This is a genomic window from Tamaricihabitans halophyticus (genome assembly GCF_004340875.1).
Lineage (GTDB): Bacteria > Actinomycetota > Actinomycetes > Mycobacteriales > Pseudonocardiaceae > Tamaricihabitans > Tamaricihabitans halophyticus.
Genome location: NZ_SLXQ01000002.1, coordinates 356,651 through 379,495 on the forward strand (window position 1 = coordinate 356,651; position 22,845 = coordinate 379,495).

General features: G+C 67.2%; 19 protein-coding genes. 11 read left to right on the top strand and 8 right to left on the bottom strand.

The genetic code is table 11. The annotated features are described in order from the left end of the window. Positions 1-33: 33 nt before the first annotated feature. Positions 34-615, top strand: coding sequence for a CGNR zinc finger domain-containing protein (locus tag EV191_RS09260; RefSeq protein WP_243658844.1), 582 nt, complete (start codon positions 34-36; stop codon positions 613-615). Here the strand turns inward: EV191_RS09260 and EV191_RS09265 are convergent. From EV191_RS09265 to EV191_RS09280, 4 genes are all read right to left on the bottom strand, one after another. Then, positions 612-2,798: a TRAP transporter permease gene (locus EV191_RS09265; protein ID WP_132876504.1), complete on the bottom strand. Its 2,187-nt coding sequence runs from the start codon at positions 2,796-2,798 to the stop codon at positions 612-614. The genes EV191_RS09260 and EV191_RS09265 overlap by 4 nt on opposite strands. A 42-nt stretch (positions 2,799-2,840) precedes the next feature. Next, entirely contained in the window at positions 2,841-3,818 is a 978-nt protein-coding gene (locus EV191_RS09270) for a TAXI family TRAP transporter solute-binding subunit (protein ID WP_132876505.1), read from the bottom strand. 110 nt (positions 3,819-3,928) lie between these two features. Beyond that, a complete protein-coding gene (gene crtI, locus EV191_RS09275) occupies positions 3,929-5,407 on the bottom strand; it encodes a phytoene desaturase family protein (protein WP_132876506.1) in 1,479 nt (492 codons plus the stop codon). Between the two features lie 2 nt (positions 5,408-5,409). Then, positions 5,410-6,513 (bottom strand): polyprenyl synthetase family protein, encoded by a 1,104-nt coding sequence (locus EV191_RS09280; RefSeq protein ID WP_424565442.1) that lies wholly within the window; start codon positions 6,511-6,513, stop codon positions 5,410-5,412. A 113-nt stretch (positions 6,514-6,626) separates the two neighbouring features. Between EV191_RS09280 and EV191_RS09285 the strand changes: the two genes are divergently transcribed. Both EV191_RS09285 and EV191_RS09290 read left to right on the top strand, forming a co-directional pair. Beyond that, the gene (locus tag EV191_RS09285) at positions 6,627-8,318 is read left to right on the top strand and encodes a DUF885 domain-containing protein (protein ID WP_132876507.1); all 1,692 of its coding nucleotides are present in this window, start codon (positions 6,627-6,629) and stop codon (positions 8,316-8,318) included. A 13-nt stretch (positions 8,319-8,331) separates the two neighbouring features. Then, the gene (locus tag EV191_RS09290) at positions 8,332-8,679 is read left to right on the top strand and encodes a DUF952 domain-containing protein (protein ID WP_132876508.1); all 348 of its coding nucleotides are present in this window, start codon (positions 8,332-8,334) and stop codon (positions 8,677-8,679) included. A 66-nt stretch (positions 8,680-8,745) separates the two neighbouring features. Here the strand turns inward: EV191_RS09290 and EV191_RS09295 are convergent, their stop codons facing one another. Next, positions 8,746-9,324 (bottom strand): N-acetyltransferase, encoded by a 579-nt coding sequence (locus EV191_RS09295; protein WP_132876727.1) that lies wholly within the window; start codon positions 9,322-9,324, stop codon positions 8,746-8,748. 26 nt (positions 9,325-9,350) lie between these two features. Further along, complete coding sequence (locus EV191_RS09300) at positions 9,351-9,872, bottom strand: YbaK/EbsC family protein (RefSeq protein ID WP_132876509.1); 522 nt, start codon at positions 9,870-9,872, stop codon at positions 9,351-9,353. A 311-nt stretch (positions 9,873-10,183) separates the two neighbouring features. On the opposite strand from EV191_RS09300, the gene EV191_RS09305 reads away from it, so the two are divergent. Both EV191_RS09305 and EV191_RS09310 read left to right on the top strand, forming a co-directional pair. Beyond that, complete coding sequence (locus EV191_RS09305; protein WP_132876510.1) at positions 10,184-10,705, top strand: SAV_6107 family HEPN domain-containing protein; 522 nt, start codon at positions 10,184-10,186, stop codon at positions 10,703-10,705. After that, positions 10,692-11,519 (top strand): maleylpyruvate isomerase family mycothiol-dependent enzyme, encoded by an 828-nt coding sequence (locus EV191_RS09310; RefSeq protein ID WP_132876511.1) that lies wholly within the window; start codon positions 10,692-10,694, stop codon positions 11,517-11,519. The genes EV191_RS09305 and EV191_RS09310 overlap by 14 nt, the downstream gene beginning before the upstream one ends. 35 nt (positions 11,520-11,554) lie before the next feature. Here EV191_RS09310 and def read toward each other — a convergent pair whose 3' ends face one another. Then, a complete protein-coding gene (gene def, locus EV191_RS09315; RefSeq protein ID WP_132876512.1) occupies positions 11,555-12,055 on the bottom strand; it encodes a peptide deformylase in 501 nt (166 codons plus the stop codon). Between the two features lie 65 nt (positions 12,056-12,120). Further along, on the bottom strand, positions 12,121-16,785 hold the full coding sequence (locus tag EV191_RS09320) for an ATP-dependent helicase (RefSeq protein ID WP_132876513.1): 4,665 nt from the start codon (positions 16,783-16,785) through the stop codon (positions 12,121-12,123). 189 nt (positions 16,786-16,974) lie between these two features. On the opposite strand from EV191_RS09320, the gene EV191_RS09325 reads away from it, so the two are divergent. From EV191_RS09325 to EV191_RS09350, 6 genes are all read left to right on the top strand, one after another. After that, positions 16,975-18,969 carry an Hsp70 family protein gene (locus EV191_RS09325; protein WP_132876514.1) on the top strand — a complete coding sequence of 665 codons (1,995 nt, stop codon included), beginning with the start codon at positions 16,975-16,977 and terminating at the stop codon, positions 18,967-18,969. Positions 18,970-19,147: 178 nt separating this feature from the next. Then, positions 19,148-19,816, top strand: coding sequence for an O-methyltransferase (locus EV191_RS09330; protein ID WP_132876515.1), 669 nt, complete (start codon positions 19,148-19,150; stop codon positions 19,814-19,816). 89 nt (positions 19,817-19,905) lie between these two features. Continuing rightward, on the top strand, positions 19,906-20,100 hold the full coding sequence (locus tag EV191_RS09335) for a DUF3046 domain-containing protein (RefSeq protein ID WP_132876516.1): 195 nt from the start codon (positions 19,906-19,908) through the stop codon (positions 20,098-20,100). A 331-nt stretch (positions 20,101-20,431) separates the two neighbouring features. After that, entirely contained in the window at positions 20,432-21,475 is a 1,044-nt protein-coding gene (gene recA, locus EV191_RS09340; protein WP_132876517.1) for a recombinase RecA, read from the top strand. Further along, positions 21,444-22,010 (top strand): regulatory protein RecX, encoded by a 567-nt coding sequence (locus tag EV191_RS09345; protein ID WP_132876518.1) that lies wholly within the window; start codon positions 21,444-21,446, stop codon positions 22,008-22,010. Before recA ends, EV191_RS09345 begins: the two co-directional genes overlap by 32 nt. Before the next feature lie 79 nt (positions 22,011-22,089). Further along, positions 22,090-22,806 carry an HAD family hydrolase gene (locus EV191_RS09350; protein ID WP_132876519.1) on the top strand — a complete coding sequence of 239 codons (717 nt, stop codon included), beginning with the start codon at positions 22,090-22,092 and terminating at the stop codon, positions 22,804-22,806. Positions 22,807-22,845: the final 39 nt, after the last annotated feature.

Consider the following 22,845-nt stretch of genomic DNA (forward strand, 5'->3'; position numbering starts at 1 on the left):
TCTGATGGCAGTTACGACGCTAGATTGGGATCGGTGACTGGTCAAGTGAGATTCGACAGTCATGCGAGTGATGTGGTCGCGGCCGCGGTCGGCCTGGTGAACGCGCTGACCCCTGGCTGGCGGCGCGGAAGGGAGTACTTTCCACCCGAGGAGCCGGAGCGCTTGCGGGTGGTAGCACACGCCTTGCGGGACTGGCGAGCGCCCGTCGCCGCCGAGGTCGCGGAGTTGGCGCAGGAGGCGGCCGCGTTGCGTGTGGTGTTTGAGCTACTGGCCGATGGTGCGCTGGATTCCGCGTGCGCGGAGGTGAATGCCTTGCTCAAGCGAACCGAAGCCGTACCCGTGCTGTCCAATCACGACGGAGACGAGTGGCATCTGCATTTCCACGCGATGGATGCGGGGTTCGCGCGGAGCTGGGCAGCGGCGATGGCGACCGCGCTGGCCGTCGCGCTCGGTCATGGCTACGCGGACCGGCTCGGCGTGTGCTCGGCCGAAGCCTGCGATCGGGTCTATGTGGACGTCTCGCGTAACGGCACGCGGCGGTTCTGCTCGACCGCCTGCCAGAATCGCGTGAAGGCGGCCGAGTTTCGCCGTAGGAAGTCCGCGGTCCAGGACTAACTCGCGGGCACCGGTTCCCCGGTGGGTTTGGCCGCCTTGCTGAGGTAGCGCTGCTGCGCGAACAGCAGCGCGGCCAGCGCGATACCGATCAGGTCCGAGCGCCAGTCGCCATGCAGCAGCGCGATCCCGCTTGCGGCAGCGGCAATCCGTAGTGCCCAGTGCAGCTTGGCGTTCAGGTAGCCGACGAGCGCGATCGACACCATGATCGCGCCAGCCGCGCCGGTGAGCGCGGCCAGTATCCCTTCCGCCCAGCCGACTTCCTGCAACAGCAGTTCGGGCGAGAGGACGAACATGAACGGTACGACGAAGCCGGAAATCGCGATGCGTACCGAGTAAACCCCGGTCTTGATGGGATTACCGCCGGAGATCCCGGCCGCGGCATAGGCGGCGAGGCAGACCGGCGGCGTGATATCCGCCATGACACCGAAGTAGTAGACGAAGAAGTGCGCGACGAGCACCATCGCCACCGTCGGTTCGGCCAGGTCGCCCTGCAGGATGGTGATGATCGCCGGCGCGGCCAGCGTCGCGGTGATCACGTAGTTCGCCGTGGTCGGTAGCCCGATACCCAGGATCAAACAGGCCAGCATCGACAGGATCAGGGTGGGCAGCAGGTGCCCCTGGCCGAGCGCGACCAGCCCGGCGCTGAGCTTGAGGCCGAGCCCGGTCAGCGTGATCACGCCGGCGATCAGGCCGGCCGCAGCGCAGGCCGCGATGATCGGTAGCGCCAGTTTGGCCGCGCCCACCAAACCGTCCACAAGCGAGCGAACGGTGAGCTTGTCCTCGACCCCACGCCAGCGTCCAACCAGCAGCGCGATCAGTTGCACGAGCAGGTTGATGCCGATAGTGATCGCGATCGCGCGCATCGCCGCGTAGATCGGCGAGTAACCGAGGGAAAGCAGCACGAAGATCGCGATGATCGGGATGAGCAGATATCCCTTGGTGGCGAGCAGCCGGCGCAGGCTTGGCAGCACGCTTCTCGGTAGCCCGCGGATGCCCAACCGTTTCGCGTCGAAATGCACCACGGCGAACTGCGCCACGAAGAACAGGATCGCCGGGATCAGCGCGGCCTTGATGATCTCGAGATAGGACACCCCGGTGAACTCGATCATGAGGAACGCTGCCGCGCCCATGACTGGAGGCGCGATCTGCCCGCCGGTCGAGGAGGCCGCTTCGACCGCTCCCGAGTATTCCCTGCCATAACCGGATTTACGCATCATCGGGATGGTGAAGGCGCCATTGCTCACCGTGTTGGCCACCGAGCTTCCGGTGATGGTTCCGGAGAACGCGCTTGTTACCACCGCGACCTTCGCGGTGCCGCCGGTAGCCCAGCCGGTGGCACCCAGCGCGAGGTTGGTGAAGAACTTCTCCATCCCGGTTCGCTGCAGCATCGCCGCGAAGATGAGGAACAGGAAAATGAACGTCGACGAGATCGCGATGGGGGTGCCGAATACACCCTCCGTGCCTAGAAAGGACGAGGCAACGATCCGCTCGACACTGTAGCCACCGTGTTCCAGAAAGCCGGGCAGCCACGGTCCAATGTAGGCATACAGCAGCATGGCGCTCGCCAACACGACGAGCGCGCTGCCAAGCGCGCGGTGTGCGGCGACCAGGATCAGTAGCACCCCGACGGTACCTACGGCGATATTGGCCGCGTCGAGCTTGCCAACCGTATTGGTGATCTGCTCGTACCGCAGGAAAACGTAGAACCCGGAACCCATCGCGAGCACCGCGAGCAGCACATCAGCGGCTGGCATGCCGAACGGTGCCCACGGCAGGTAGCGCGCGGCCTGTACGGAGACCAGTACACCGAACGCGGGGAGCACGACGAACGGCTCCGCGAAACCGTTGACCGTCAGCCAGCCGAGCACCAGCAGCCCGGTACCGGTCAGCGCCCAGCCAAACTTGCGCGCACGCGCGGTGTTGCGCGGTTTACCGGGGTAGAGCAGAAACAGCAGGCCCAAGCCGAGCGCCAGATGCAGCGAACCCTGCTGCAGACCGGGAAGCGTGCCGAAGAACCCGGTGTACAGATGGAAAAGGCTCAGCGCGAGACCAACGGTGAACACCACCGCTTGCCATCCGGGATGCAGGTCCCTACCGGAACCCGTCTCGGTGAGATCGAGCTCCTTGAGTTGTTCGAGATCGGCTTGTACCGCCGTGGGCGGTTGTTTCGGTTGTGTGGTCATCGCGCTACCCCAGATCGTGCGGACGGACGGTGGGAGAACGGATCAGTCGAGCAGGCCGACCTCCCGGTAATAGCGCTCGGCTCCAGGATGTAGTTCGAAGGGGCCCTGGCTGTCGATGGCCTTGTCCCTTTCGATCTGGGCGCCGACATCGTGTCCGATCTGGCCGGAACGTTCGTAGAGCTGTTTCACCAGTTGATAGGCGGTTCGCTCGTCGAAGTCCCTTGTGGTGTACAGCGTCGCCCAGTTGCTCACCGCGCGCACCGGTTCCTGCTGTGCCGGATAGGTCCGCGCCGGAATAGTGATGTCGGTGTAGCTGGGGCGATCCTTGGTGAGCTTGTCCAGGCCGGCCTGGTCGATCCGCACCATGCGCACGTCGTTGTTCGTGGCCACCTGGGTGATGCTGCTCGCGGGTACGGCGAGTACCGACATCGCCGCGTCCACTTGGCCATCGCCGAGTTTGCGCGCGGCGTCCTCGAAAGTGCTGTCGAAGGCGGTGATATCGGCGGTGGACATGCCGTGTGCCTCCAGTACGTGCTCGGAGGTAACCGCCGTACCACTGCCAGGCGGGCCGATCTCGACCCGCTTGCCTCGTAGATCTTCCACCGAGTCGATGCCGGATTCCTTGCTCGCGACTATCTGGAGCACTTCGGGGTAGATATTGCCGAGCATCACGATATCGTCCGGATTGTCCAATGGCTCGGTGGCGAAGATGTCCTCGCCTTCGACCGCGCCGGCCGCCGTCCCGTTGGTGGCCATGATGAGTTGGTTCTCGCCCTGATCGAGCAGCCGTAGGTTCTCCACCGAAGCGCCGCTCGCCTGGGTGCTCACCGAAACATTCGGAATGTGGTCGGTCCACAGCTGCGCGATCTCCCCGCCGAGGGGGAAGTACGTGCCGCCGGTCGAACCGGTGGCCATCCGGATGCTGCCCGCGCCGGGTTCGGTGCACGCGGCAAGCAGGCAGAGCCCAACCGCCGCGCCGGCCACCGCCCTTCTGACGCGCGCGAAAGTGGTTCGGACCATCGCAGCATCTTGCTGGCTCGGCATGGTGGTTGACAATAACCAGAATGCCGCAATTCCAGCTTACTTTTCGCGACGTTGCCTCGCGGCAGTACGCTTGGTGCGCGGAGAAGTCATCTCCCGCCGGTGATCCGCGCCGCGGCGAGTTTTCCGGAGATCAGCACCGGTGGGATACCCACGCCGGGCGTAGTGCCGCAGCCGGCGAGCACCGCATTGTCCACCCCGGACACGAGATTGCGCGGCCGGAACGGCCCGGTCTGTCGGAAGGTGTGCGCGGCGGAAAACGGCGTTCCGGCGGCGAGGCCGTCGGCGGCCCAGTCCTCCGGTGTGCAGCGCACCCGTTCCTCGAGGGAATCGCCGAACCCGGTCAGCCCGCGTGCTTCGAGTACGCGTTCCAGTTCGGCGCCGTAGGCGGGGCCAACTCGATCCCAGTCGATCCGTGCCGTCTCGGTATTCGGGCAGGGCGCGAGCACGGTGTAGAGCTGCTTGCCGTTCCCGGTCAGCTGCGGGTCGGTCCGAGTGGGATTGGTAACCAGCAACGAGGGGTCGGTCATCAACTGGCCCGTTGTGGTGATCTCGCGGAAGGTGGTTTCCCAGTGTTGCCCGAACATCAGCGTGTGGTGCTCGATGGGTGACCATGCTCGATCGCTGAGCGCGTGCAGCACGAAGGCCGAAGGCGCCCAGCGCATCCGTACCGGTCGACGTGGTTGGTGGCCGAGTAGCCGGTAGGCGGTCGGTAGTTCGGTGCTGAGTACCACGGCGTCGCAGGCGAAGCGTTCGCCGGTGTTCGCCCTGACCGCGCTGACCCTGCCGCCGTGCCGTTCCAACCACGCGGCCGAGGTGTCGAACCGGATCGTCGCCCCCGCGTTGCGGGCGGTGTCGGCCATTGCCTCGGCGAGCCGGTGGACGCCACCGCGCGGGTAGTACACGCCGGCGATGGTGTCCATGTACGGGATCACCCCGTAGGCGGCCAGCGCGGTACGTGGCGGCAGTCCGGCGTAGAGCGCCTGGAAGGAGAACAGGCGGCGGAGCCGTTCGTCCCCGAGGAACGTGGCGATGGCGGGCCCCAGGCGGCCGAACCCACCGATCGCGGTCAACCGCAGCAGTTCCGGGCACAGCAGCTGAAATGGCGAATCGAAGTTCGCGCCGATGAATCGCTCCCGCTCCACCCGGTACAACTCGGTCAGCCAGGCCCGCAACGCCCGGTAGCCTGCCGCGTCCCGCGCCCCCGAGGCTCGCCGGATCTCCTCTTCCATCTCCGCGCCATCGGTGTGTACGGCGATCGTGCTGCCGTCCGCGAAATGCGCGCGGTAGGCGGGATCCAGCCGCTCCAGGGTGACCTGGTCGGACAGGGTGGCGCCGACCGCCGCGAAGGCTTCCTCGGCAAGCTCGGGCATGGTGAGCACGGTCGCGCCGGAATCCATCCGGTGACCGCCGAGCAACCGGCTGCCAGCACGCCCGCCCGGGGTCGCGGATCGTTCCAGCACGGTCACGTTCCGCCCGGAGCCAAGCAGATGCAGCGCGCAGGACAGTCCGGAAAGGCCGGCGCCGACCACGACCACGTGGTCCGTGCGCCCGGTTACCGTGCGCACTCCTAGCTCTCTCGCTTGGTCGCGGCCATCGCGAGTGCCCGTAGCCGCTCGCCGGCTGGCTCAGCGAGCCCTGCCGAGGCCAACGCGGCCAGCGCGCTTTCGGTGAGTTCGGTGATCTGCCGCTCCACCGCGTCCACCGCGCCGAGTTCGACAAGCAGCTGGCGCGCGTCGAACACGTCTTGTTCGGTGAGCTCGGCTTTGCCGAGATAGGAGCGCAATCGCCGAGCCTCGGCGTCCCTGTTCTTCGCGGCGGCGTATTCCAAGCCGCGAGCGAGCAGCACCGTGCGCTTGCCCTCGCGCAGATCATCGCCCGCCGGTTTGCCGGTGACCGCCGGGTCCCCGAAAACGCCCAGCATATCGTCGCGTAGCTGGAAGGCGACCCCGATATCAGCGCCGAACTGGCGTAGCGCGGCGATCAGTGACTCGTCGGCGCCGGCGAGCGCGGCACCAATATGCAACGGGCGTGCCACCGTGTAGGCCGCCGTTTTCAGCTGGTCGATGCGCAACGCCGCGTCCACCGACTCACTGCCGCGCGCCTGGGTCAGCACATCCAGATACTGTCCGGCGAGCATCTCGCTGCGCATCGCGTGCCAGGCCGGCGCGGCGCTGGCCAACCGCGCCTCGGGCAGCCCGCACCGGTAGAACATGTCATCCGCCCAGGCCAGCGCCAAATCGCCGATCAGCACCGCGCCGGCGAGCCCGTACTGCTCGGCCGAACCAAGCCAGCCGGCTTCGCGATGCCGGCGGCCGAACTCGATATGCACCGTCGGGGCCCCGCGCCGGGTATCGGAGGAATCCATCAGATCGTCGTGCACCAGCGCGCACGCCTGGATCAGCTCAAGGCTGCTGACCGCGCACAGCAGCTGCTCGGTATCCGGCCCGGTGGGGTCACCGCCGGCTCCTCGCCAGCCCCACCAGGCGAACGTGGGGCGCAGCCGTTTTCCGCCGCCGAGGACGAAATCGGTCAGTGCGTCAACCGGGTCCGCGAAGGACGGCTCGGTCGTGCGCAGCGGTTCGCCGAGTCGCGTGAGGTGAGTACGCAATACGCGCGCCACCTCGGTGGGCAACTGCTCGTCGATCGGATGCGAAGCTGGGTGTGCGGGCACCACACCATGGTCCGATGCGCCCGGCGTCAGCTCCCATCCGGGGTAATCGACACCGCGCGGGAAGTGCGTAAACCCTGCTGCCGGAGTGCCTGTCGACCCGGTAGCGTGCCGGCATGGCAGTTTCCCGAACCGGTGTACATGAGATCAGCGACAAGTACGTTCGTGACTACGTCGCGGTCGACCCCATCGAAGGCACGGCTATTGGTGAGCCTGGCTACGACGACCAGCTTCCGGATTTTTCCCCGGACGGTTACGCGGCCCGCGCCGAGGTCAACGCACGGGCGTTGCGTGCGATCCGGGAAGCCGAGCCGGCCGACGAGAGTGAGCGAAGCGCCCAAGCGGTGTTCCTGGAGCGCACCGGGCTGGCGATGGAGATCCACGAGGCGGGGCTGGACGTCTCCTCGTTGAACGTGATCGAGTCGCCGGTGCAGGCGATCCGCGAGGTTTTCGATCTGATGCCCACCCAGACACAGGAGCAGTGGGCCACGATCGCCGCGCGGATGGCGAAGATTCCGGACGCGATTGACGGGCTGCGGGTCTCGTTGACCACATCCATCGAGGATGGCACCGCTTCGGCGCTGCGCCAGGTGAGCAAGGTCGCCGAGCAGTGCGAGACCTGGGCGGGATTGCGTGGCAGCGCCCCGTTCTTCGAGCGATTCGTTGCCGATGCCGACCAGGTGGCCGGCGTTTCCGAGGGGCTGCGCACGGATTTGCGGGACGCGGCTCGGCAGGCGGGGGAGGCCTATGGGCAGCTCGCCGGCTTCCTGCGCGCCGAGATGGCGCCGAAGGTGCCGACCAAGGATGCCGTTGGTCCGGACATCTACAGGCTGATGTCCCGGCATTTCACCGGCGCCAACCTGGATCTCGCCGAGGCCTATGAGTGGGGCTGGGCGGAGTTCTACCGCGTCGAGTCGGAGATGAAGCAGGTCGCGAACCGGATCAAGTCCGGTGCTGGCCTCGCCGAAGTCGCCGGCACGCTGGATGCCGATCCGCGCTATCGCGTGGTGGGCCAGGACGGGCTGCGGGAGTGGATGCAGCGGTTGTCCGATGACGCGCTGGTCGGCTTGCGGGACACGCATTTCGACATACCCGACGCGCTGATGGCGCTGGAGTGCAAGATCGCCCCGCCGGGCGGTGGAGTCGGCGCGTACTACACCGGACCGACGGATGATTTCTCCCGCCCTGGCCAGATGTGGTGGTCGGTACCCGCCGACCGGCAGGAGTTCAGCACCTGGCGCGAGGTCTCCGTGGTCTATCACGAGGGCGTGCCGGGACATCATCTACAGGTCGCCACGGCGGTGTACCAGGCGGCCACGTTGAACCGCTATCAGCGGTTGATGTGCATGACCTCGGGGCATTGCGAGGGATGGGCGCTCTACGCCGAACGCCTGATGCACGAGCTCGGTTATCTCGGTGACGACGGGAACCTGCTGGGCATGCTCGACGCGCATCTGTTCCGGGCCGCGCGGGTGATCGTGGACATCGGCATGCATCTCGAGCTGGAGATCCCGGCCAGTGTGGACTTCCATCCCGGCGAGCGGTGGACGCCCGAACTCGGGCTGGAGTTCATGCTGACCAGGACGATCTCCGAGGAAGCCCATGTGCGCGACGAGATCGACCGTTATCTCGGTTGGCCGGGGCAGGCGCCTTCGTACAAGCTCGGCGAGCGGCAGTGGCTTGCCGCCCGCGACGAGGCAAAAGCCAGGCACGGTGCGGATTTCGATATCAAGCGGTTCCACACCCAGGCGCTCGCGCTCGGCTCGATGGGCCTGGACACGCTGCGCGAACGGCTTGCCGCGCTGTAGGGCAGGAGCGGAGATGGGCGAGTTACTACACATCGCGGAGCGCGTCGAATGGGAAGCGGCGCGCTCCGTGGGGGAGTACCGGATCTCCACCCGTGGGGTCGGTCTCGACGAACAGGGCTTTATCCACCTCTCGTTGCCCGAGCAGGTGCGTGGAGTCGCCGAACGGTTCTACGCGGATGCCGAAGACCTGGTGCTGCTGGTGATCGACGCGGACCGGTTGACCGATCCGGTGCGATACGAGCCGCCCGCGCCAGGGGTGGCGGAGGAGTTCCCGCATCTGTACGGGCCGTTGCCGGTCAGCGCGGTCCGCGAAGTACGGCCGATCAGCCGGACGGCCAGCGGTGAATTCCAGTTCTCCTGACCACGTTACTCCGGGGATCCTTCGATGACTGTGTGTGACCGCGTTCTTTTGAGGTGTCCTTTGAGGTTAGCGAGATTGGTCGCGGGCGGGCATGGGTAGTGCGCGACCGAGGACCGCGAAGGGCCGAGGGTCCCCGGCGAACCGGTAGTCCCGCAACACGTCGGTGAAGCCCGTCTTGCGGTACAGACCCCAGGCCTTGCTGGTGCCTTCCGGAGTGGACAGCAACACCTGGCTGACCGGGAGGTCGGCGAGCAGCAGGCGCAGCAGATCCTCCCCGGTGCCCTTGCCCTGGTTCTCCGGCTGTACGTGCAGCTCGGTGAGCTCGAAATAGTCGCGCAGCCAGGTATCGGCGGTCTCCGTGCCGTGCAGCTTGCTGAGCCCGTTGCGTACCTGTTCGTGCCACCACTGGCCGCGCGCCCCGTAGTAGCCGTAGGCGATACCGACGAGCGTGTTCTCGGTGTCCGTGGCGACCACGCAGCGCCAGCCGACGCGCAGCATATGCGATAGCCACATCGGCGCCCGTTGTTCGGCGGTTCCCGCTGGGTAGCGCATCGCCCGGACGTAGATCCGCAGCGCTTCGGGGAGTCTGGCGCGCAGCTCCTCGGCGGTGAGCCGGGTGATCCGGGCGTTGTCGGAAGAGCCCATTGTCCGGTGCCGGCCGTCAGTATCTGTCACGGTGCGGCATTTTCCTCCACCGCCGCCACATTCGCAGCCGTTCCCCCAGTGAGCGTGCACAACTCCGCGTAGGTCGTGGGATACACCGTTTTCGGATGCCCGGCGGCCGCCCAGATCAGCGCATAGTCGGCGAGTGTCGCGTCCACCAGAGTGCGTACCGGAGTGGGATGACCCACCGGGGCAACCCCGCCGATCGACTGACCGGTGTGCGCCCGGACGAACTCGGGGTCCGCCTTGCGGATGGATTCCGCGTCGACCAGGGCGCGGAGTCGTCCGGTATCCGCGCGATGCGCGCCGGAAGTCAGCACGAGCAGTGGGAAATCGACGCCGCCCGCGTGTGCGCGAAAGATCAGACTGTTCGCGATCGCGCCGACCGGGACGCCAACCGCGGCCGCGGCCTTCGCCGCGGTGCGCACATCATCGGGAAGGACCTGAACGCCGTCCGCCGCGCGGTGTTGCCCCGCGGCCCGCAGCTTGGCGACGACCTGGGTGACGGCGGGATGATCGAGTGAACTCACGGGGGCTATCTCAGCATGGGAACACCCCGTGCCGCATCCGGATTCGGTGTCGTCTCGCTGGGGAGTTGAAGGTTGTCGGGGGTCGGAGTTAAGCTGAATTTGTTCGAACACGCGTTCGATAGCGGTAATGGGTGCGAGTCGGTTCTGGTGCTTCTGGGTCCCGGCGCCTGACCGGCTTATCGGGCTCCGGCGGCGAGGTGGGGGAAGCGCCGCGCCGCCGGAGCCCGCCAAGCGTGTTCGAACACCACCGGCTCGCTCGCGGTGGGCGGCGTATCCGTGCCACTCGAGCACCAACGCGCAGGAGGTCGTTCATGGCCAGCACACTGAAGCCCGGTCCGCCGGAGAGTGACACGCTGCTGGACAGCGCCAGGACGTCGGCTGGCAAACCGGCGAAACCAGCGGCGCGGCACGAGACACAGCGTCCCGGCCTGTTCAGCCACCGGCAGTTGGCCAAACCGGCCCCCGCGCCACAGGCGCTCGCCTTGCTTGCCGACGCGAAGCGGGAGCTGGGTGAGGCGGTACGGGAGCAGGACCGTGCCCAACGGTTCGCGGGCGCCTACCAGGCCGCGTTGCGGGCGAGCGCGGCGGTACTTGCCGCGCGTGGCAGGCCGCATCGGGGGCGGGCAAGGCCAGTCAGCGCGTGGAAGCTGCTCAGCACCATCGCGCCGGAACTCGCCGAATGGGCGGGGTATTTCGAAGCTAACTCGGCAACGAGAGCGGCCGTGCAGGCGGGCATCACCCGCGACGTGGGTATCCAGTCGGCCGATGAGCTTGTTCGGCAGAGCACGCGGTTCCTGGCGATCGCGAGGCGAGCGGTTCATGCCGGCGGATAGTTCCGGTTCGGGCTTTCCTGGCTTTGTCGACTATGTGCGATTACTGGACGTACTGGCGGTCGAGGTGGAGCTCACCGCGCGAACCGTGCATGGTTCGCGGCTGGACGCGCCGGTACCGGCGTGCCCAGGGCTGACCCTCGGCGAGACCGTTCGGCACCTCGGCAGCGTGTACCGGATGGCCCGAAGCTGGATCGCCGAGGGTGCCCGGCCGACGCACTGGCAGCGCGCGCCCGATTCCAATGGAACGGGCTCCAGCGGAGGTAGCTGGGGCGGCGCGCTCGTTGACTATCTGCGGTCCGGTCTGGCTGAACTGCTCCCCGAATTGTCCGGCCATGCTCCGGATGATCCCTGCGCGACGTGGTGGCCGGCCGATCGTGGCTACGGTTTCTGGGCACGTCGCCTGGTCCATGAGACCACCGTGCATCGCACCGACGTACAGTCCGCCGCAGGCGTCGCGGTAGCGGACATAGCCACTGATATCGCGCTGGATGGCGTCGACGAGGTACTGCGACTGTGGCTCGGTTACCGGCTCAGCCAGCTGGGTGTCACCGGCACCCGACACGGCACGGTGCTGGTTGAAACGGACCAATACCGTTGGCTGGTGCGCGCGGATCCAGCCGAGACCGCGGTTCGGCGCCTCAGCGCCGAAGCGGCCGACAACTCAGCTGACTCGGTGGATGCCGTGGTTTCGGCCAACCCGGTGGAGATGTACCTCTGGTTATGGGGACGTCGTCCGCTCGGCACGGTACGGATCACCGGACAGGATGAGGCGGTCTGGCAGATGTGGGCCTTGCTTCGGCTGGCCACCCGCTGAGCGGCGAAAGGCTGGTCGAGCAGCAACGCCTCTGGTCAGCGTGACCAGAACCAGTTGGTTTCCCGTGCCGCGCGCATCGCCTTCTTCCGCCGATCCTGGTCCAACCGGCTCAGGTACAGCATTCCGGAAAGGTGATCGGTTTCGTGTTGTAGACACTGCGCCATGACTCCGGCGCCTTCGACGGTCACCGGCTCGTTCGCCAGATCCACCCCGCGTACCACCGCGTACTTCGCGCGTACCGTGGGAAACCACAGTTCCGGCACGGAAAGGCAGCCTTCGTCGATCTCGTGGGTCTCTTCGGAGAGCTCGACGATCTCCGGGTTGATCACATAACCATGCTTGCCGTCCACGAGATAGCTGAACGCGCGGAGGCTGACGCCGATCTGCGGCGCGGCGAGGCCCGCCCTGCCTGGCGCTTCGACGGTGTCCAGCAAATCGGTGATCAACGCGGCGGTTGCCTTGTCGAAGCTGGTGACCGGCTCGCAGGCGGTGGTGAGCACCGGGTCGCCGAAATACCTGATCGAACGCATGGCCATGCCGAAGTCCTTTCTCGTTACGGCGGGAAAGTCTACGGTCGCCACCGGGTCGGTTCGCGTGGTACTCAGGCCCGTAGCCGCAAACCCTGCGGTGTGGTCCGAAACCCGGCCTCGCGCAGGATCTCCGCGAGCCGCGAGGTCAGTGCCTGCTCTCCATCGGCCTTGCGGACCGCCAGCTGACCCAGCCAGCCGTCGCGCACCGCCTGGGACAGCGCGTCGGCCGCCGCGCGCAGCACCGATTCCTCCGTACTGAAGGACAACAGCGAACGCCCACCGCGTTCGACATAGAGCGCGGGCTGCCCGTCCACCAACACGGTCAGCGCCCCGGCCTTCCTACCTGGTCGATGTCGGGATTTCCCGTCCTGCGCACCGATCACCTCCGGCCAGGCCAGCGCGGCACCGTAGGGCTGCGCCGGATCCGTCGCGGCAAGCACGGTGGCCACTGGTCCGGTGTGCGCCGTGTCCGATCGGGATACCGCACGCAGCCGATCAACCGCGCCGCGCGCCGCGAACTGCGCGGCGCCAAGCCCTTCCACCACGTAACCGCGTACGAGCTGTCCGGACTCCTCCATGGCGCGCAGCACCCGGTACACCGCGCTGAAACCACCGGTGACCCGTTCGGTATCCAGCGCACCTCTGGTCAGTACGCCATGCCGGTCGAGGAAGGCCTCCGCGCGCGCGTGCGCCTTGCGTGTCGGGTCGGGTTCCCGTTCGGGTACCAGCGCCCACCTGCCGGCCACGTTCGGCGGGCCGGAGCGGCTGGTCGACAGCGCCCCTCGGGCCGCGCGCATCCGGGCGTAGCGGCCCCGGGGAGCATTGCGCCGTGGCTTGTGCGCTCCGCCACCCGCGAGCTGCGCGCGCAACGGGGCCAGCGTGTCGCCGGTGACCAGCCCCGCCCAGACGAGTTCCCACAGCGCCGCACTCACCTGCTCCTCAGTAGGTGCCGGCTCGTCGTCCGCGCGAGGCAGTCCCCCCACCCGTTCGGTGAGCTGTCGGAAGAACAGTGCCCCGCCGGCAAGCGCGGAAAGAATCCCGGTATGCAGCGGAGTGTCGGGGATGGACTCAGCGGGATCCGGCAGCAACAGCCCAGCAAGGTCGGCGGGCGCGACGGCGAGCCAGCCGTCTCCGCCGCTGAGCGCGCCACAACCACACCAGACCACCTCGCCGCCCGCGGACAACTCGTCCAGCAGCGTCGGCAGATAGCCGGGTAACCGGACGGGCAGGATCAGCGATTCGAGCGCGCTCGCCGGAAGTGGTGCCCCAGCGAGCTGTTCTACAACGGACAGTACGTCATCGGCCGTCGGTGCCGCGCGCATTCGACGGCCGATGCCGTGCCAGGAAGGGAGAAACCTGCCGAGCGCGGCAGGCTCTACCGGTTCCACTTCGGAGCGAATCCTGGCCAAGCTCGCCCTGCGCAGCCGCCGAAGGACCTCGGCATCGCAGTACTCCACCTGACCGGCGCCGTCACCGGCCGACTCGTCAAGCGGCCGTAGCTCGCCACGCACCAGCCTTCCCGCGCTCACCATCCGGTCGAGCGTTCCGGTGACCACCGCGACGCCGAGCCCGTAGCGGGCGGCCGCGCTCGCCGCGGTAAACGGCCCTCGGGTGCGGCCGTATCGAGCGAACAGTTCACCAAGCGGATCCGTTACCGGCTCGGTGAAAGCCTCCGGTACACCCACGGGTAGCGCTACCCCGAGCGCATCCCGCAACTTGCCGGCATCCTCGATCGCCGCGAAGCGCTCCTCGCCGGCAATGCGCACGCGAATCGCGCGCCGGGCCGACTCCAGTTCGGTGAGCCAGGCGCTGTCAATCCCGCGCAGCGCGGCTTCCGTGGTGCTCAGATCGCCGAGGAAGCGCAGCAGATCGGCCGCGTCCTCGGCATGCCGGGCGTGTCGTTCGGGTTCGAGGCGTTGCAGGGATCGCTCCACCTGGTCGATCACGGCACCGTCGAGCAGTTCGCGGAGCGCTTCGGTGCCGAGCAGCTCGGCGAGTAGCGATGAATCGAGGGACAGTGCGGCGGCACGCCGTTCCGCGAGTGGCGCGTCGGTCTCGTAGAGGAACATCCCCACATAACCGAACAGCAGGGTGCGCGCGAACGGGGAGGGTGTCGTGGTCTCCACTTCCACCACCCGCACCCGGCGGGCTTGCACATCGGACATCAGCTCGCGCAGCCCACCCACGTCGTAGACGTCCTGCAGGCACTCCCGCATCGCCTCGAGCACCACCGGAAACTGCTCGTACTGCGCGGCGACCGCGAGCAGTTGAGCGGAACGCTGCCGCTGCTGCCACAGCGGCGTCCGTTTGCGCGGATCCCTGCGGGGCAGCAGCAGGGCGCGCGCCGCGCATTCCCGGAACCGAGCCGCGAACAGTGCGGAACCGCTGACCTCGGCGACCACCACACGCTCCACGTCATCCGGATCGAGCAGCACATCATCGGCGCCGACGGTGACCGGCGCCCCGGTGTCGTCCACGGTGTCCGGCAGGCGCAACACGATGCCGTCGTCGGAATGCGCCAACTGCGCCTCGATCCCGCGCCGGTTCCGCAGCCGTTCGGCGATGGCCAGCGCCCATGGCGCGTTCACCCGCGCCCCGAACGGGGAATGCACGACCAGCCGCCAATCGCCCAGTTCGTCGCGGAACCGCTCGACGAGCAGGGTTCGGTCGTCCGGTACATGCCGGGTCGCCGCGCGTTGCTCGGCAAGGTAGCCGAGCAGGTTGTCCCGCGCCCATTCATCCAGCCCGGCCGCTGCCGCCCGCTCACGTGCCGCGGTGTCCCCGAGCGCGGAGAGTTCGCGGAGGAAGGCGCCAAGCGCCCTGCCCAGCTCGAGCGGGCGACCGGGCGCATCGCCTTTCCAGAACGGCATCCGGGCCGGTTCGCCGGGTGCTGGGGTGACGATCACCCGGTCATGGGTGATGTCGCCGATCCGCCATGCGCTGGTGCCGAGCAGCACCGTGTCGCCGACCCTGGACTCGTAGACCATCTCCTCGTCCAGCTCGCCCACCTTCGATCCGGGGCGCCCCTCTTCGCCGGGCGTGGTCACGGTGAACAAACCGCGATCCGGGATCGTGCCGCCAGACGTCACGGCCAATCGCTGGGCGCCGGGGCGGGCGTGCAGGGTTCCCGCGATCCGATCCCAGGTGATCCGGGCGCGCAGCTCGCCGAACTCCTCACTCGGATAGCGGCCAGCGAGCATGTCCAGCACCGAATGCAGGGCCGAATCGGGCAGGCCGGCGAACGGCGCCGCGCGGCGCGCCAGATCCGCCAGCTCGGGCACCTGCCAGCTGTCCATTGCCACCATCGCCACGATCTGCTGGGCGAGTACGTCAAGTGGGTTCCGCGGGTAGCGCATCGCCTCGATCGCCCCAGCGGTCATCCGCTCCGCGACCACCGCGCAGGACACCAGATCGCCCCGGAACTTCGGGAACATCACGCCCGTGGATACGGCGCCGACATGGTGGCCAGCGCGCCCGACACGTTGCAGCCCGGACGCGACCGTTGGTGGCGCCTCCACCTGCACGACCAGATCCACCGCGCCCATATCGATGCCGAGTTCGAGGGAGGAGGTGGCGACGACGCAGGCCAGCCGTCCACCTTTCAGCTCTTCCTCGACCCTGGTGCGCTGCTCTCTGGACATGGAACCGTGATGCGCCTTGGCTACCGGGCCATCCTCGGTACCTTCGGCGGTTGTTGTTTCGGTGATCCCCGCCGCCCACCCGGATTCGGCGATCGCCTCGGCGGGAAACCGGCCGACGTCTCGTGGATATACCGGTTCTTCCGCGGCCAGCTCGTTGAGCTTCGCGGTGAGCCGTTCGGCGAGCCGCCGGGAGTTGGCGAACACGATCGTCGACTGATGTGCCCGTACCAGCTCGAGGATCCGGCGCTGTACCGCCGGCCAGACCGACGGTTGCGATTGACCGTCTCCGTCGGATTCCCCGGTATCCGACTCCTGCCGGGGTTGGGCCTGCTCCGTGGCGCCGGGGTTGCCGAGATCCTCGAGTGGCACCTCGACGCGGACGTGAATGGTCTTGGCCGTCTCCGGCTGGACGACCCGTACCGGTCTACCGCCGGCGAGGAAGGTGCTCACCTCGGCCACCGGTCGCACGGTCGCGGAAAGGCCGATGCGCTGGGCGGGTTTGGCAAGCAGCGCGTCCAGCCGCTCGAGGGACAGCGCGAGATGGGCGCCGCGTTTTCCACCGGCGACCGCGTGTACCTCGTCCAGGATGACCGTCTCGACCCCGCGCAGCGATTCCCGCGCCGCCGAGGTCAGCAGCAGAAACAATGATTCGGGCGTGGTGACGAGCACATCGGGTGGGCTGCGAGTGAAGGCGCGGCGTTGCTCTGCCGGTGTATCGCCGGTGCGCATACCCACGGTGATGGCCGGCTCGGGTTGCCCGAGCCGGGTGGCCGCCTGGCGGATTCCGGCCAGTGGGGCACGTAGGTTGCGCTGTACGTCGACGGCCAGTGCCTTCAACGGTGAGACGTAGAGCACGCGGCACCGTTGCTGGCGCGCTGGGGTATCGGCGGTGCTCGAAAAGGTGCTGGTGGCGAGCCGATCCAGTGCCCAGAGGAAAGCCGCCAGTGTCTTGCCGGACCCGGTGGGGGCGACGACCAGCGCGTGTTCGCCCGCCGCCGCGGCCTGCCAGGCGCCCGCTTGTGCTTCGGTCGGCGCGGCAAAGGCGCCGGTGAACCACTGGCGGGTCGCGGTGGAGAACGGTTCTAGCGGGTCCATACCCCCATCCTGGTTCAGACCACCGACATACCGCAGGCGGCGCGGTGCCGAACACGCTCCGCTACCAGGGTGACCCGTCCGAGGCGCAAATCTGCGGGCAACGACCACCGTGTTGCGCGAACATGGCAACATCACGCACGACACGGGGCCGGTTGGTCGGTGTTCACGACAAGGACGAGGGGAGCGGTAGTGCGGATCCTTTCGGTGGATCTCGGCACGTCCAATACCGCGGCTGTACTGTCCGCGCACGGGCGTCCACCGAGAGTCATTGAGGTCGACGGTTCGGCGACTTTGCCGTCGTCGGTCTTCGCCGATGAGGATGGCAACCTCATGGTTGGCAGGGATGCCGAGCGACGCGCGCGGCTGGATCCCGCACGGTTCGAACCCAATCCGAAACGCCGCGTGGACGAGGGGAATCTGCTGCTCGGCGATCGGGTCGTGCCGGTGGCCGAAGCGCTCAGCGCGGTGCTGCGCAGGGTCAGTGAGGAAACCTCCCGCCAGCTTGGTGGCGCGGTCCCGGACGAGGTGCGACTCAGTCACCCCGCGCAGTGGGGTCCGGTGCGGCGAAACGTGTTGCTGTCCGCGGCGCGCCAGGCCGGCTTTGGTTCGAACCTGGTCCTGGTTCCCGAACCGGTCGCGGCCGCCGCGCATTACGCCGCGCTTTCCGGGTACTCGCTGGCGCCCGGGCAGTCACTCGCGGTCTACGACCTTGGCGCCGGTACCTTCGACGTGGCCGTGGTCGGCGCTACTCAGCAGGGTTTCGCCGTGCTCGCCGAGGGGGGTTTACCTGACCTCGGCGGGTTGGATGTGGATCAGGCACTGCTCGAGCACGTCGGTAGGCAGGTTTCGTTTCGCGATCCGCAGCGCTGGCAGCGACTGTTGCGGCCGGAGTCGACGGCTGATCGCCGGGCGCAGCGTGCGCTGCGGGAGGACGTCAAGGAAGCGAAGGAGTCGCTTTCCCGGCATCCGCAGACCGAGGTGCCGATGCCGGAGCCGTTTGATGACGTGCTCGTCACGCGCGCCGAGCTGGAAGCACTGGTGCGGCCGAGCCTGTTGCGCAGCGTGGAGCTGCTGGCCAGCACGGTCCGGTCCACGGGGACCACACCTGATCAGCTCGCGGGTATCTATCTGGTCGGTGGATCCAGCCGGATACCGCTGGTCGCCAGTCTGATCGGGGAGCAGCTCGGTGTGGTGCCGACGAGCCTGGACCAGCCGGAGACCGCCGTCGCTCTCGGCGCGCACCACGTATCCGAGGAAGGCCTGCGGATGCGTACACACGACCTCGGTGGCGTGGTCGGTGGCGCGGCCGCCGCCAGTCAGCTCGGCCAAACCGGCCAGCCCAGCCAAGCTAGCCAGCCGACTGGCGTCGGACCGAGTTCGGGTGGACTGCCCAGTCAGGCCCAGCCCGGTCAGGCCCAACCCGGTCAGGCCCAGCCTGGTCAGCGACCGGCAGGGCCTCCGCCCGCTGCCGGCGGTCCGCAAAACCCTGGCTACCGGCCAGCCGCGGCGGGGCCGAATAACCCGGCGCCCGTCCGCGGCGGTTATCCGGCTGGTTCGGGCACGGCGCAGCTGCCCAAGTCGGCCAAGAACGCCAAGAACAGTTCCAAGAACAGGGCACTGCTTATTGGCGGTATCGCGGCGGCGGTGTTATTGCTCGGTGGGCTCGCGGCGTTCATTTTCTTGCGGGGCGACGACAGTCAGCCGAGTGCCGAGGAGTGCCAACAGCCTGGCGAGACTGACGATGTCGGCTTCACCAACTGCATGCGCCAGCTGGCCGGCAGCATCGCCGACCAGGGCGACTGTTCCAGCGGATTGAACGCGGGTGGCTACGAAATGGGCTCGATTGGTGGCCCGATGGTCAGCTGCAAGATCCCCGAGGTCGAGGGCGCGTCGCTGATCTATTACCACGCTCCTTCGCAGGCGCAGGCGGATACCTCGATGAACGTGATGGACCAGATCACCGGTGCGCAGGGCAACGCCGTGGAGGCCAATTGGCAGGGCAACGGGTTGGCCGGTCGGTACCGGTCAACGGCCGGCCCCTCGATTGCCGTGTTGACCTTCACGGTGAACGACCGGCCGGTTTACGGCACCATCATCAAACCGAATCTGGGCGGCGGTTCGACCGATCCCAACGACCTCGCCGACGTGTTCGAGAAGAACGTGGTGCCAGAAAGCACTGAGTGAGTTGGGCGGCTAGCGGTTCCGCATGTTGCGTAGCGCGATCACGCCCACCACGATCGCCGAGATGATCACCACGAGCGAGGCGATCTCCAGTGCGGTGGAGCCGAGCGGGGAGTTCTGCGCGAGCAGCATGGCTCCAGTGTAGGGATGCGGGCCGGCTGGGACATGGGATGCTGGGTACATGACCGACCAGCAGTGGCAAGCAGTGGACGATTACTTCACCGGGCTGCTGGACACGGCTGACCCGGTGCTGGACGCGGCGCTTGCCGCCAATGCGGCCGCGGAGCTACCGGATATCGGCGTAGCGCCGAACCAGGGCCGATTTCTGCAGTTGCTGGCCAGGATGCGGGGCGCGCGGAACATCCTCGAGGTGGGCACGCTCGGCGGCTACAGCACGATCTGGTTGGCCAGGGCACTCGGCGCGGACGGTCGGTTGATCAGTCTCGAAGTCGATCCGAAGCATGCTGAGGTCGCGCGGCAGAACATCGCCCGTGCCGGGTTGACGGATCAGGTGCAGATTCGGGTGGGTAGGGCGGTGGACACCCTTGCGGAGCTGGCCGGTGAAGGCGTTGGGCCATTCGACTTCATCTTTATCGACGCGGACAAGCCCAGTAATCCGGACTACTTCGCATGGGCGCTGCGGCTTTCCGTGCCGGGCAGTGTGATCGTGGTGGACAACGTGGTTCGAAACGGCGCGGTAGTCGATGCGGACAGCGCCGATCCAAAGGTACGGGGGGTGCGGGCGCTTGCCGAGGCCGTCGCTGCCGAGCCACGGGTACGCGCGACCGTGCTGCAGACCGTGGGCGGCAAGGGCTACGACGGTTTCCTGCTCGCCGAGGTACGGCACTAGCTGAGCGCGTCGGTCGGCTGGAAGCTTGCTGGGAACTTGGCGGGTGCTTGCCGCGGGGTGTTGTCGGGCAGACCGTAGGCTGGGCGGCGATGCGTATTACGGCGTTCCGAAGGCTGATGGCCGAGGAGTTCGGTGAGGTGCGGGCTGAGATGCTCGCACGGGATCACGTGTTGAGCGCGCTTGGCGGGCGGACCGTGGATCAGGCGTTGGCTGAGGGGGAAGCGGCCAAGCGGGTGTGGCTCGCGGTGTGCGATGACCTCGAGGTGCCAAAGGATCGGCGCTAGACCAGTCTGGACCAGCTCTAGACCGGCTCTAGACCAGCTCTGGACCAGCACTGGCTATCGGAACCAGTCGTTAGATCGCAGGTCAGAGGCATTTTTCGGGTCCGGGAAGAGAAAAGTCTTCCCGCTGGGCGTGTCGCCCGCGGCATCGAACAGATGTTCGTCTACCATGTTCTCCACAGTGGGGTCAGTTGTCCACAGCTCGGCTCCGCTGACTGGATTTGTCGGCCCTGGCGCTTAGCGTCAATGGTGTAAGGCAAGCGAGAACGCACGACGACTCGAGCCGGTGAAGCACAGCCCGAGCGTCGCACAGGCAACGAGGTGGATTCTCAATATGGCACCAGCAGCACCAGACAAGGACAAGGCGCTCGAGCTGGCCCTTGCCCAGATCGACAAACAGTTCGGCAAGGGGTCGGTGATGCGCCTTGGCGAGGAGGGGCGTGCACCCGTCGAGGTGGTTCCCACCGGTTCGATCGCGCTGGATGTCGCACTGGGGATCGGAGGCCTGCCGCGCGGTAGGGTCGTCGAGGTCTACGGTCCGGAGTCCTCGGGTAAGACCACCGTCGCGCTGCACGCGGTGGCCAACGCGCAGAAGTCGGGCGGGATCGCGGCCTTCGTGGACGCCGAACACGCGCTCGACCCGGAGTACGCCAAGAAGCTCGGGGTGGATACCGACGCCCTCCTCGTGTCCCAGCCGGACACCGGTGAGCAAGCGCTGGAGATCGCGGACATGCTGATCCGCTCTGGCGCGCTGGACATCCTGGTGATCGACTCGGTGGCCGCGCTGGTGCCTCGTGCGGAAATCGAAGGCGAGATGGGCGACTCGCATGTGGGTCTGCAGGCCCGGTTGATGAGCCAGGCGCTGCGTAAGATCACCGGTGCGCTGCACAACTCGGGTACCACCGCGGTGTTCATCAACCAGCTGCGGGAGAAGGTCGGCGTGATGTTCGGCTCGCCGGAGACGACCACGGGCGGTAAGGCGTTGAAGTTCTACGCTTCGGTGCGTCTGGACGTGCGGCGGATCGAGACCCTCAAGGATGGCGGTGAGCCGGTGGGTAACCGCACCAGGGTGAAGGTCGTGAAGAACAAGGTCGCGCCACCGTTCAAGCAGGCCGAATTCGACATCCTGTACGGCCACGGAGTGTCCCGTGAGGGCTCGCTGATCGATATGGGTGTTGAGCAAGGCATTCTGCGTAAGTCCGGCGCCTGGTACACCTATGAGGGCGATCAGCTCGGCCAGGGTAAGGAGAACGCGCGGAAGTTCTTGCGGGACAACCCGGACATAGCCAACGAGATCGAGAAGCGAATCAAGGACAAGCTCGGCATCGGTGCCACGCTGGATGCCGATGAGACGGTCCCCGCTCCCGTTGACTTCTGAGCAGGCCGCGGGTCGTGACTCCGGTCCGAGCGCTCAGCCGGACGGGTTCAGCCAGGCCAAGGACGTCTGTCTCCGTCTGCTGACCACGCGACCGCGGACGCGTGCCGAGCTCGAGAAGGCCTTGCAGGGCAAGGGATTCGACGAGGAGACAGCTGAGTATGTGCTTGGCCGGCTGGACAAAGCCGGTCTGGTGGACGATGCCTCGTTCGCTGAAACCTGGGTTCGTAGCAGGCATGTTCACCAAGGGCTTGGCCGCCGCGCGATCGCGGCCGAGCTACGTCGTAAGGGAGTTGACGAGTCGGTGACCGCCCAGGCGGTGGCCGAGGTCGATCCGGAGTCGGAAGCCGAACGTGCCAGGGAACTCGTGCGCAAGAAGTTGCGCGGGATGACCAGCGCGACGGCCGGGCTCGACGAGACAACCAAGATGCGTCGACTGGTGGGTATGTTGGCACGCAAGGGTTACGCGGAAGGCCTCGCCTTCAGCATCGTTCGGGAAGAGCTGGGTGCCGCGGACACCGAGCCACAAGATCCCTAACCTCGCCAACCTTGCAGAACGCGGTCTGGCGGACACCGGTAACCCGCTCGCGCGCGGCGCCGGCTTTAGGGTGGTCGCCATGACAAGGGAGCTTGGTTTGGAGCGTGACACGGTGCTACCACGACCGGCGCGACATATCGTGTGGGACTGGAACGGAACGCTGCTGGCCGACAACGACGCTGTGCTCGCGGCGGTGAACAAGGTCTGCGCGGGATTCGAACGACCAGCGGTCACGCTCGCCGAATGGCGGGCGATATATGGTCGTCCGATCATCCACAGTTACGAGCGACTGCTCGACATGCCGATCGATGACGCCGCATGGGCTCGGGTCGACGCGTACTACCACGACCACTACCGGGAGCTGCTGCCAGACTGCGGCCTAGCCGAAGGCGCGCTCGATGCGCTGCGTCAGTGGCGCGCGGCCGGTGGTACCCAGTCCCTGCTTTCGATGTGGTTCCACGACGAGCTGACGCCGCTGGTTGCCGACTTCGGTCTCGCTGAGCTGTTCGGCAGGGTCGACGGTCTCCAGCGAGAGGTCGGCGGGGATTCCAAAGTCGAGCATATGCGGTCACATTTGCGTGCCCAACGGCTCGACCCGGCCGAGGTCGTACTAGTTGGCGACGTCGTGGACGATGCCTACGCGGCCGAACAGGCGGGCGCTTCCTGCGTGCTGGTGAGTACCGGGATGGCGCCCCGCGATGAACTCGCTCGCACGGGTGCCCCGGTCGCCGATTCCCTTGCCGATGCGATAAACCATCTGCTGCCGGAAACTGGCGTCCAGAGCCTCCCGCACTGAAACAGAACTCGCCGCGGGCCTCACGATCACTCGCCCAGG

What these genes read in the sequence shown, in the direction of transcription:
- EV191_RS09265 (WP_132876504.1), bottom strand. Translation starts at nt 2,798, where the DNA reads ATGACCACACAACCGAAACAACCGCCCACGGCGGTACAAGCCGATCTC.
- EV191_RS09320 (WP_132876513.1), bottom strand. Translation starts at nt 16,785, where the DNA reads ATGGACCCGCTAGAACCGTTCTCCACCGCGACCCGCCAGTGGTTCACC.
- EV191_RS09310 (WP_132876511.1), top strand. Translation starts at nt 10,692, where the DNA reads ATGCCGGCGGATAGTTCCGGTTCGGGCTTTCCTGGCTTTGTCGACTAT.
- EV191_RS09285 (WP_132876507.1), top strand. Translation starts at nt 6,627, where the DNA reads ATGGCAGTTTCCCGAACCGGTGTACATGAGATCAGCGACAAGTACGTT.
- EV191_RS09270 (WP_132876505.1), bottom strand. Translation starts at nt 3,818, where the DNA reads ATGGTCCGAACCACTTTCGCGCGCGTCAGAAGGGCGGTGGCCGGCGCG.
- EV191_RS09290 (WP_132876508.1), top strand. Translation starts at nt 8,332, where the DNA reads ATGGGCGAGTTACTACACATCGCGGAGCGCGTCGAATGGGAAGCGGCG.
- EV191_RS09350 (WP_132876519.1), top strand. Translation starts at nt 22,090, where the DNA reads ATGACAAGGGAGCTTGGTTTGGAGCGTGACACGGTGCTACCACGACCG.
- EV191_RS09305 (WP_132876510.1), top strand. Translation starts at nt 10,184, where the DNA reads ATGGCCAGCACACTGAAGCCCGGTCCGCCGGAGAGTGACACGCTGCTG.
- recA (WP_132876517.1), top strand. Translation starts at nt 20,432, where the DNA reads ATGGCACCAGCAGCACCAGACAAGGACAAGGCGCTCGAGCTGGCCCTT.
- def (WP_132876512.1), bottom strand. Translation starts at nt 12,055, where the DNA reads ATGGCCATGCGTTCGATCAGGTATTTCGGCGACCCGGTGCTCACCACC.
- EV191_RS09330 (WP_132876515.1), top strand. Translation starts at nt 19,148, where the DNA reads ATGACCGACCAGCAGTGGCAAGCAGTGGACGATTACTTCACCGGGCTG.
- EV191_RS09345 (WP_132876518.1), top strand. Translation starts at nt 21,444, where the DNA reads ATGAGACGGTCCCCGCTCCCGTTGACTTCTGAGCAGGCCGCGGGTCGT.
- EV191_RS09295 (WP_132876727.1), bottom strand. Translation starts at nt 9,324, where the DNA reads ATGGGCTCTTCCGACAACGCCCGGATCACCCGGCTCACCGCCGAGGAG.
- EV191_RS09335 (WP_132876516.1), top strand. Translation starts at nt 19,906, where the DNA reads ATGCGTATTACGGCGTTCCGAAGGCTGATGGCCGAGGAGTTCGGTGAG.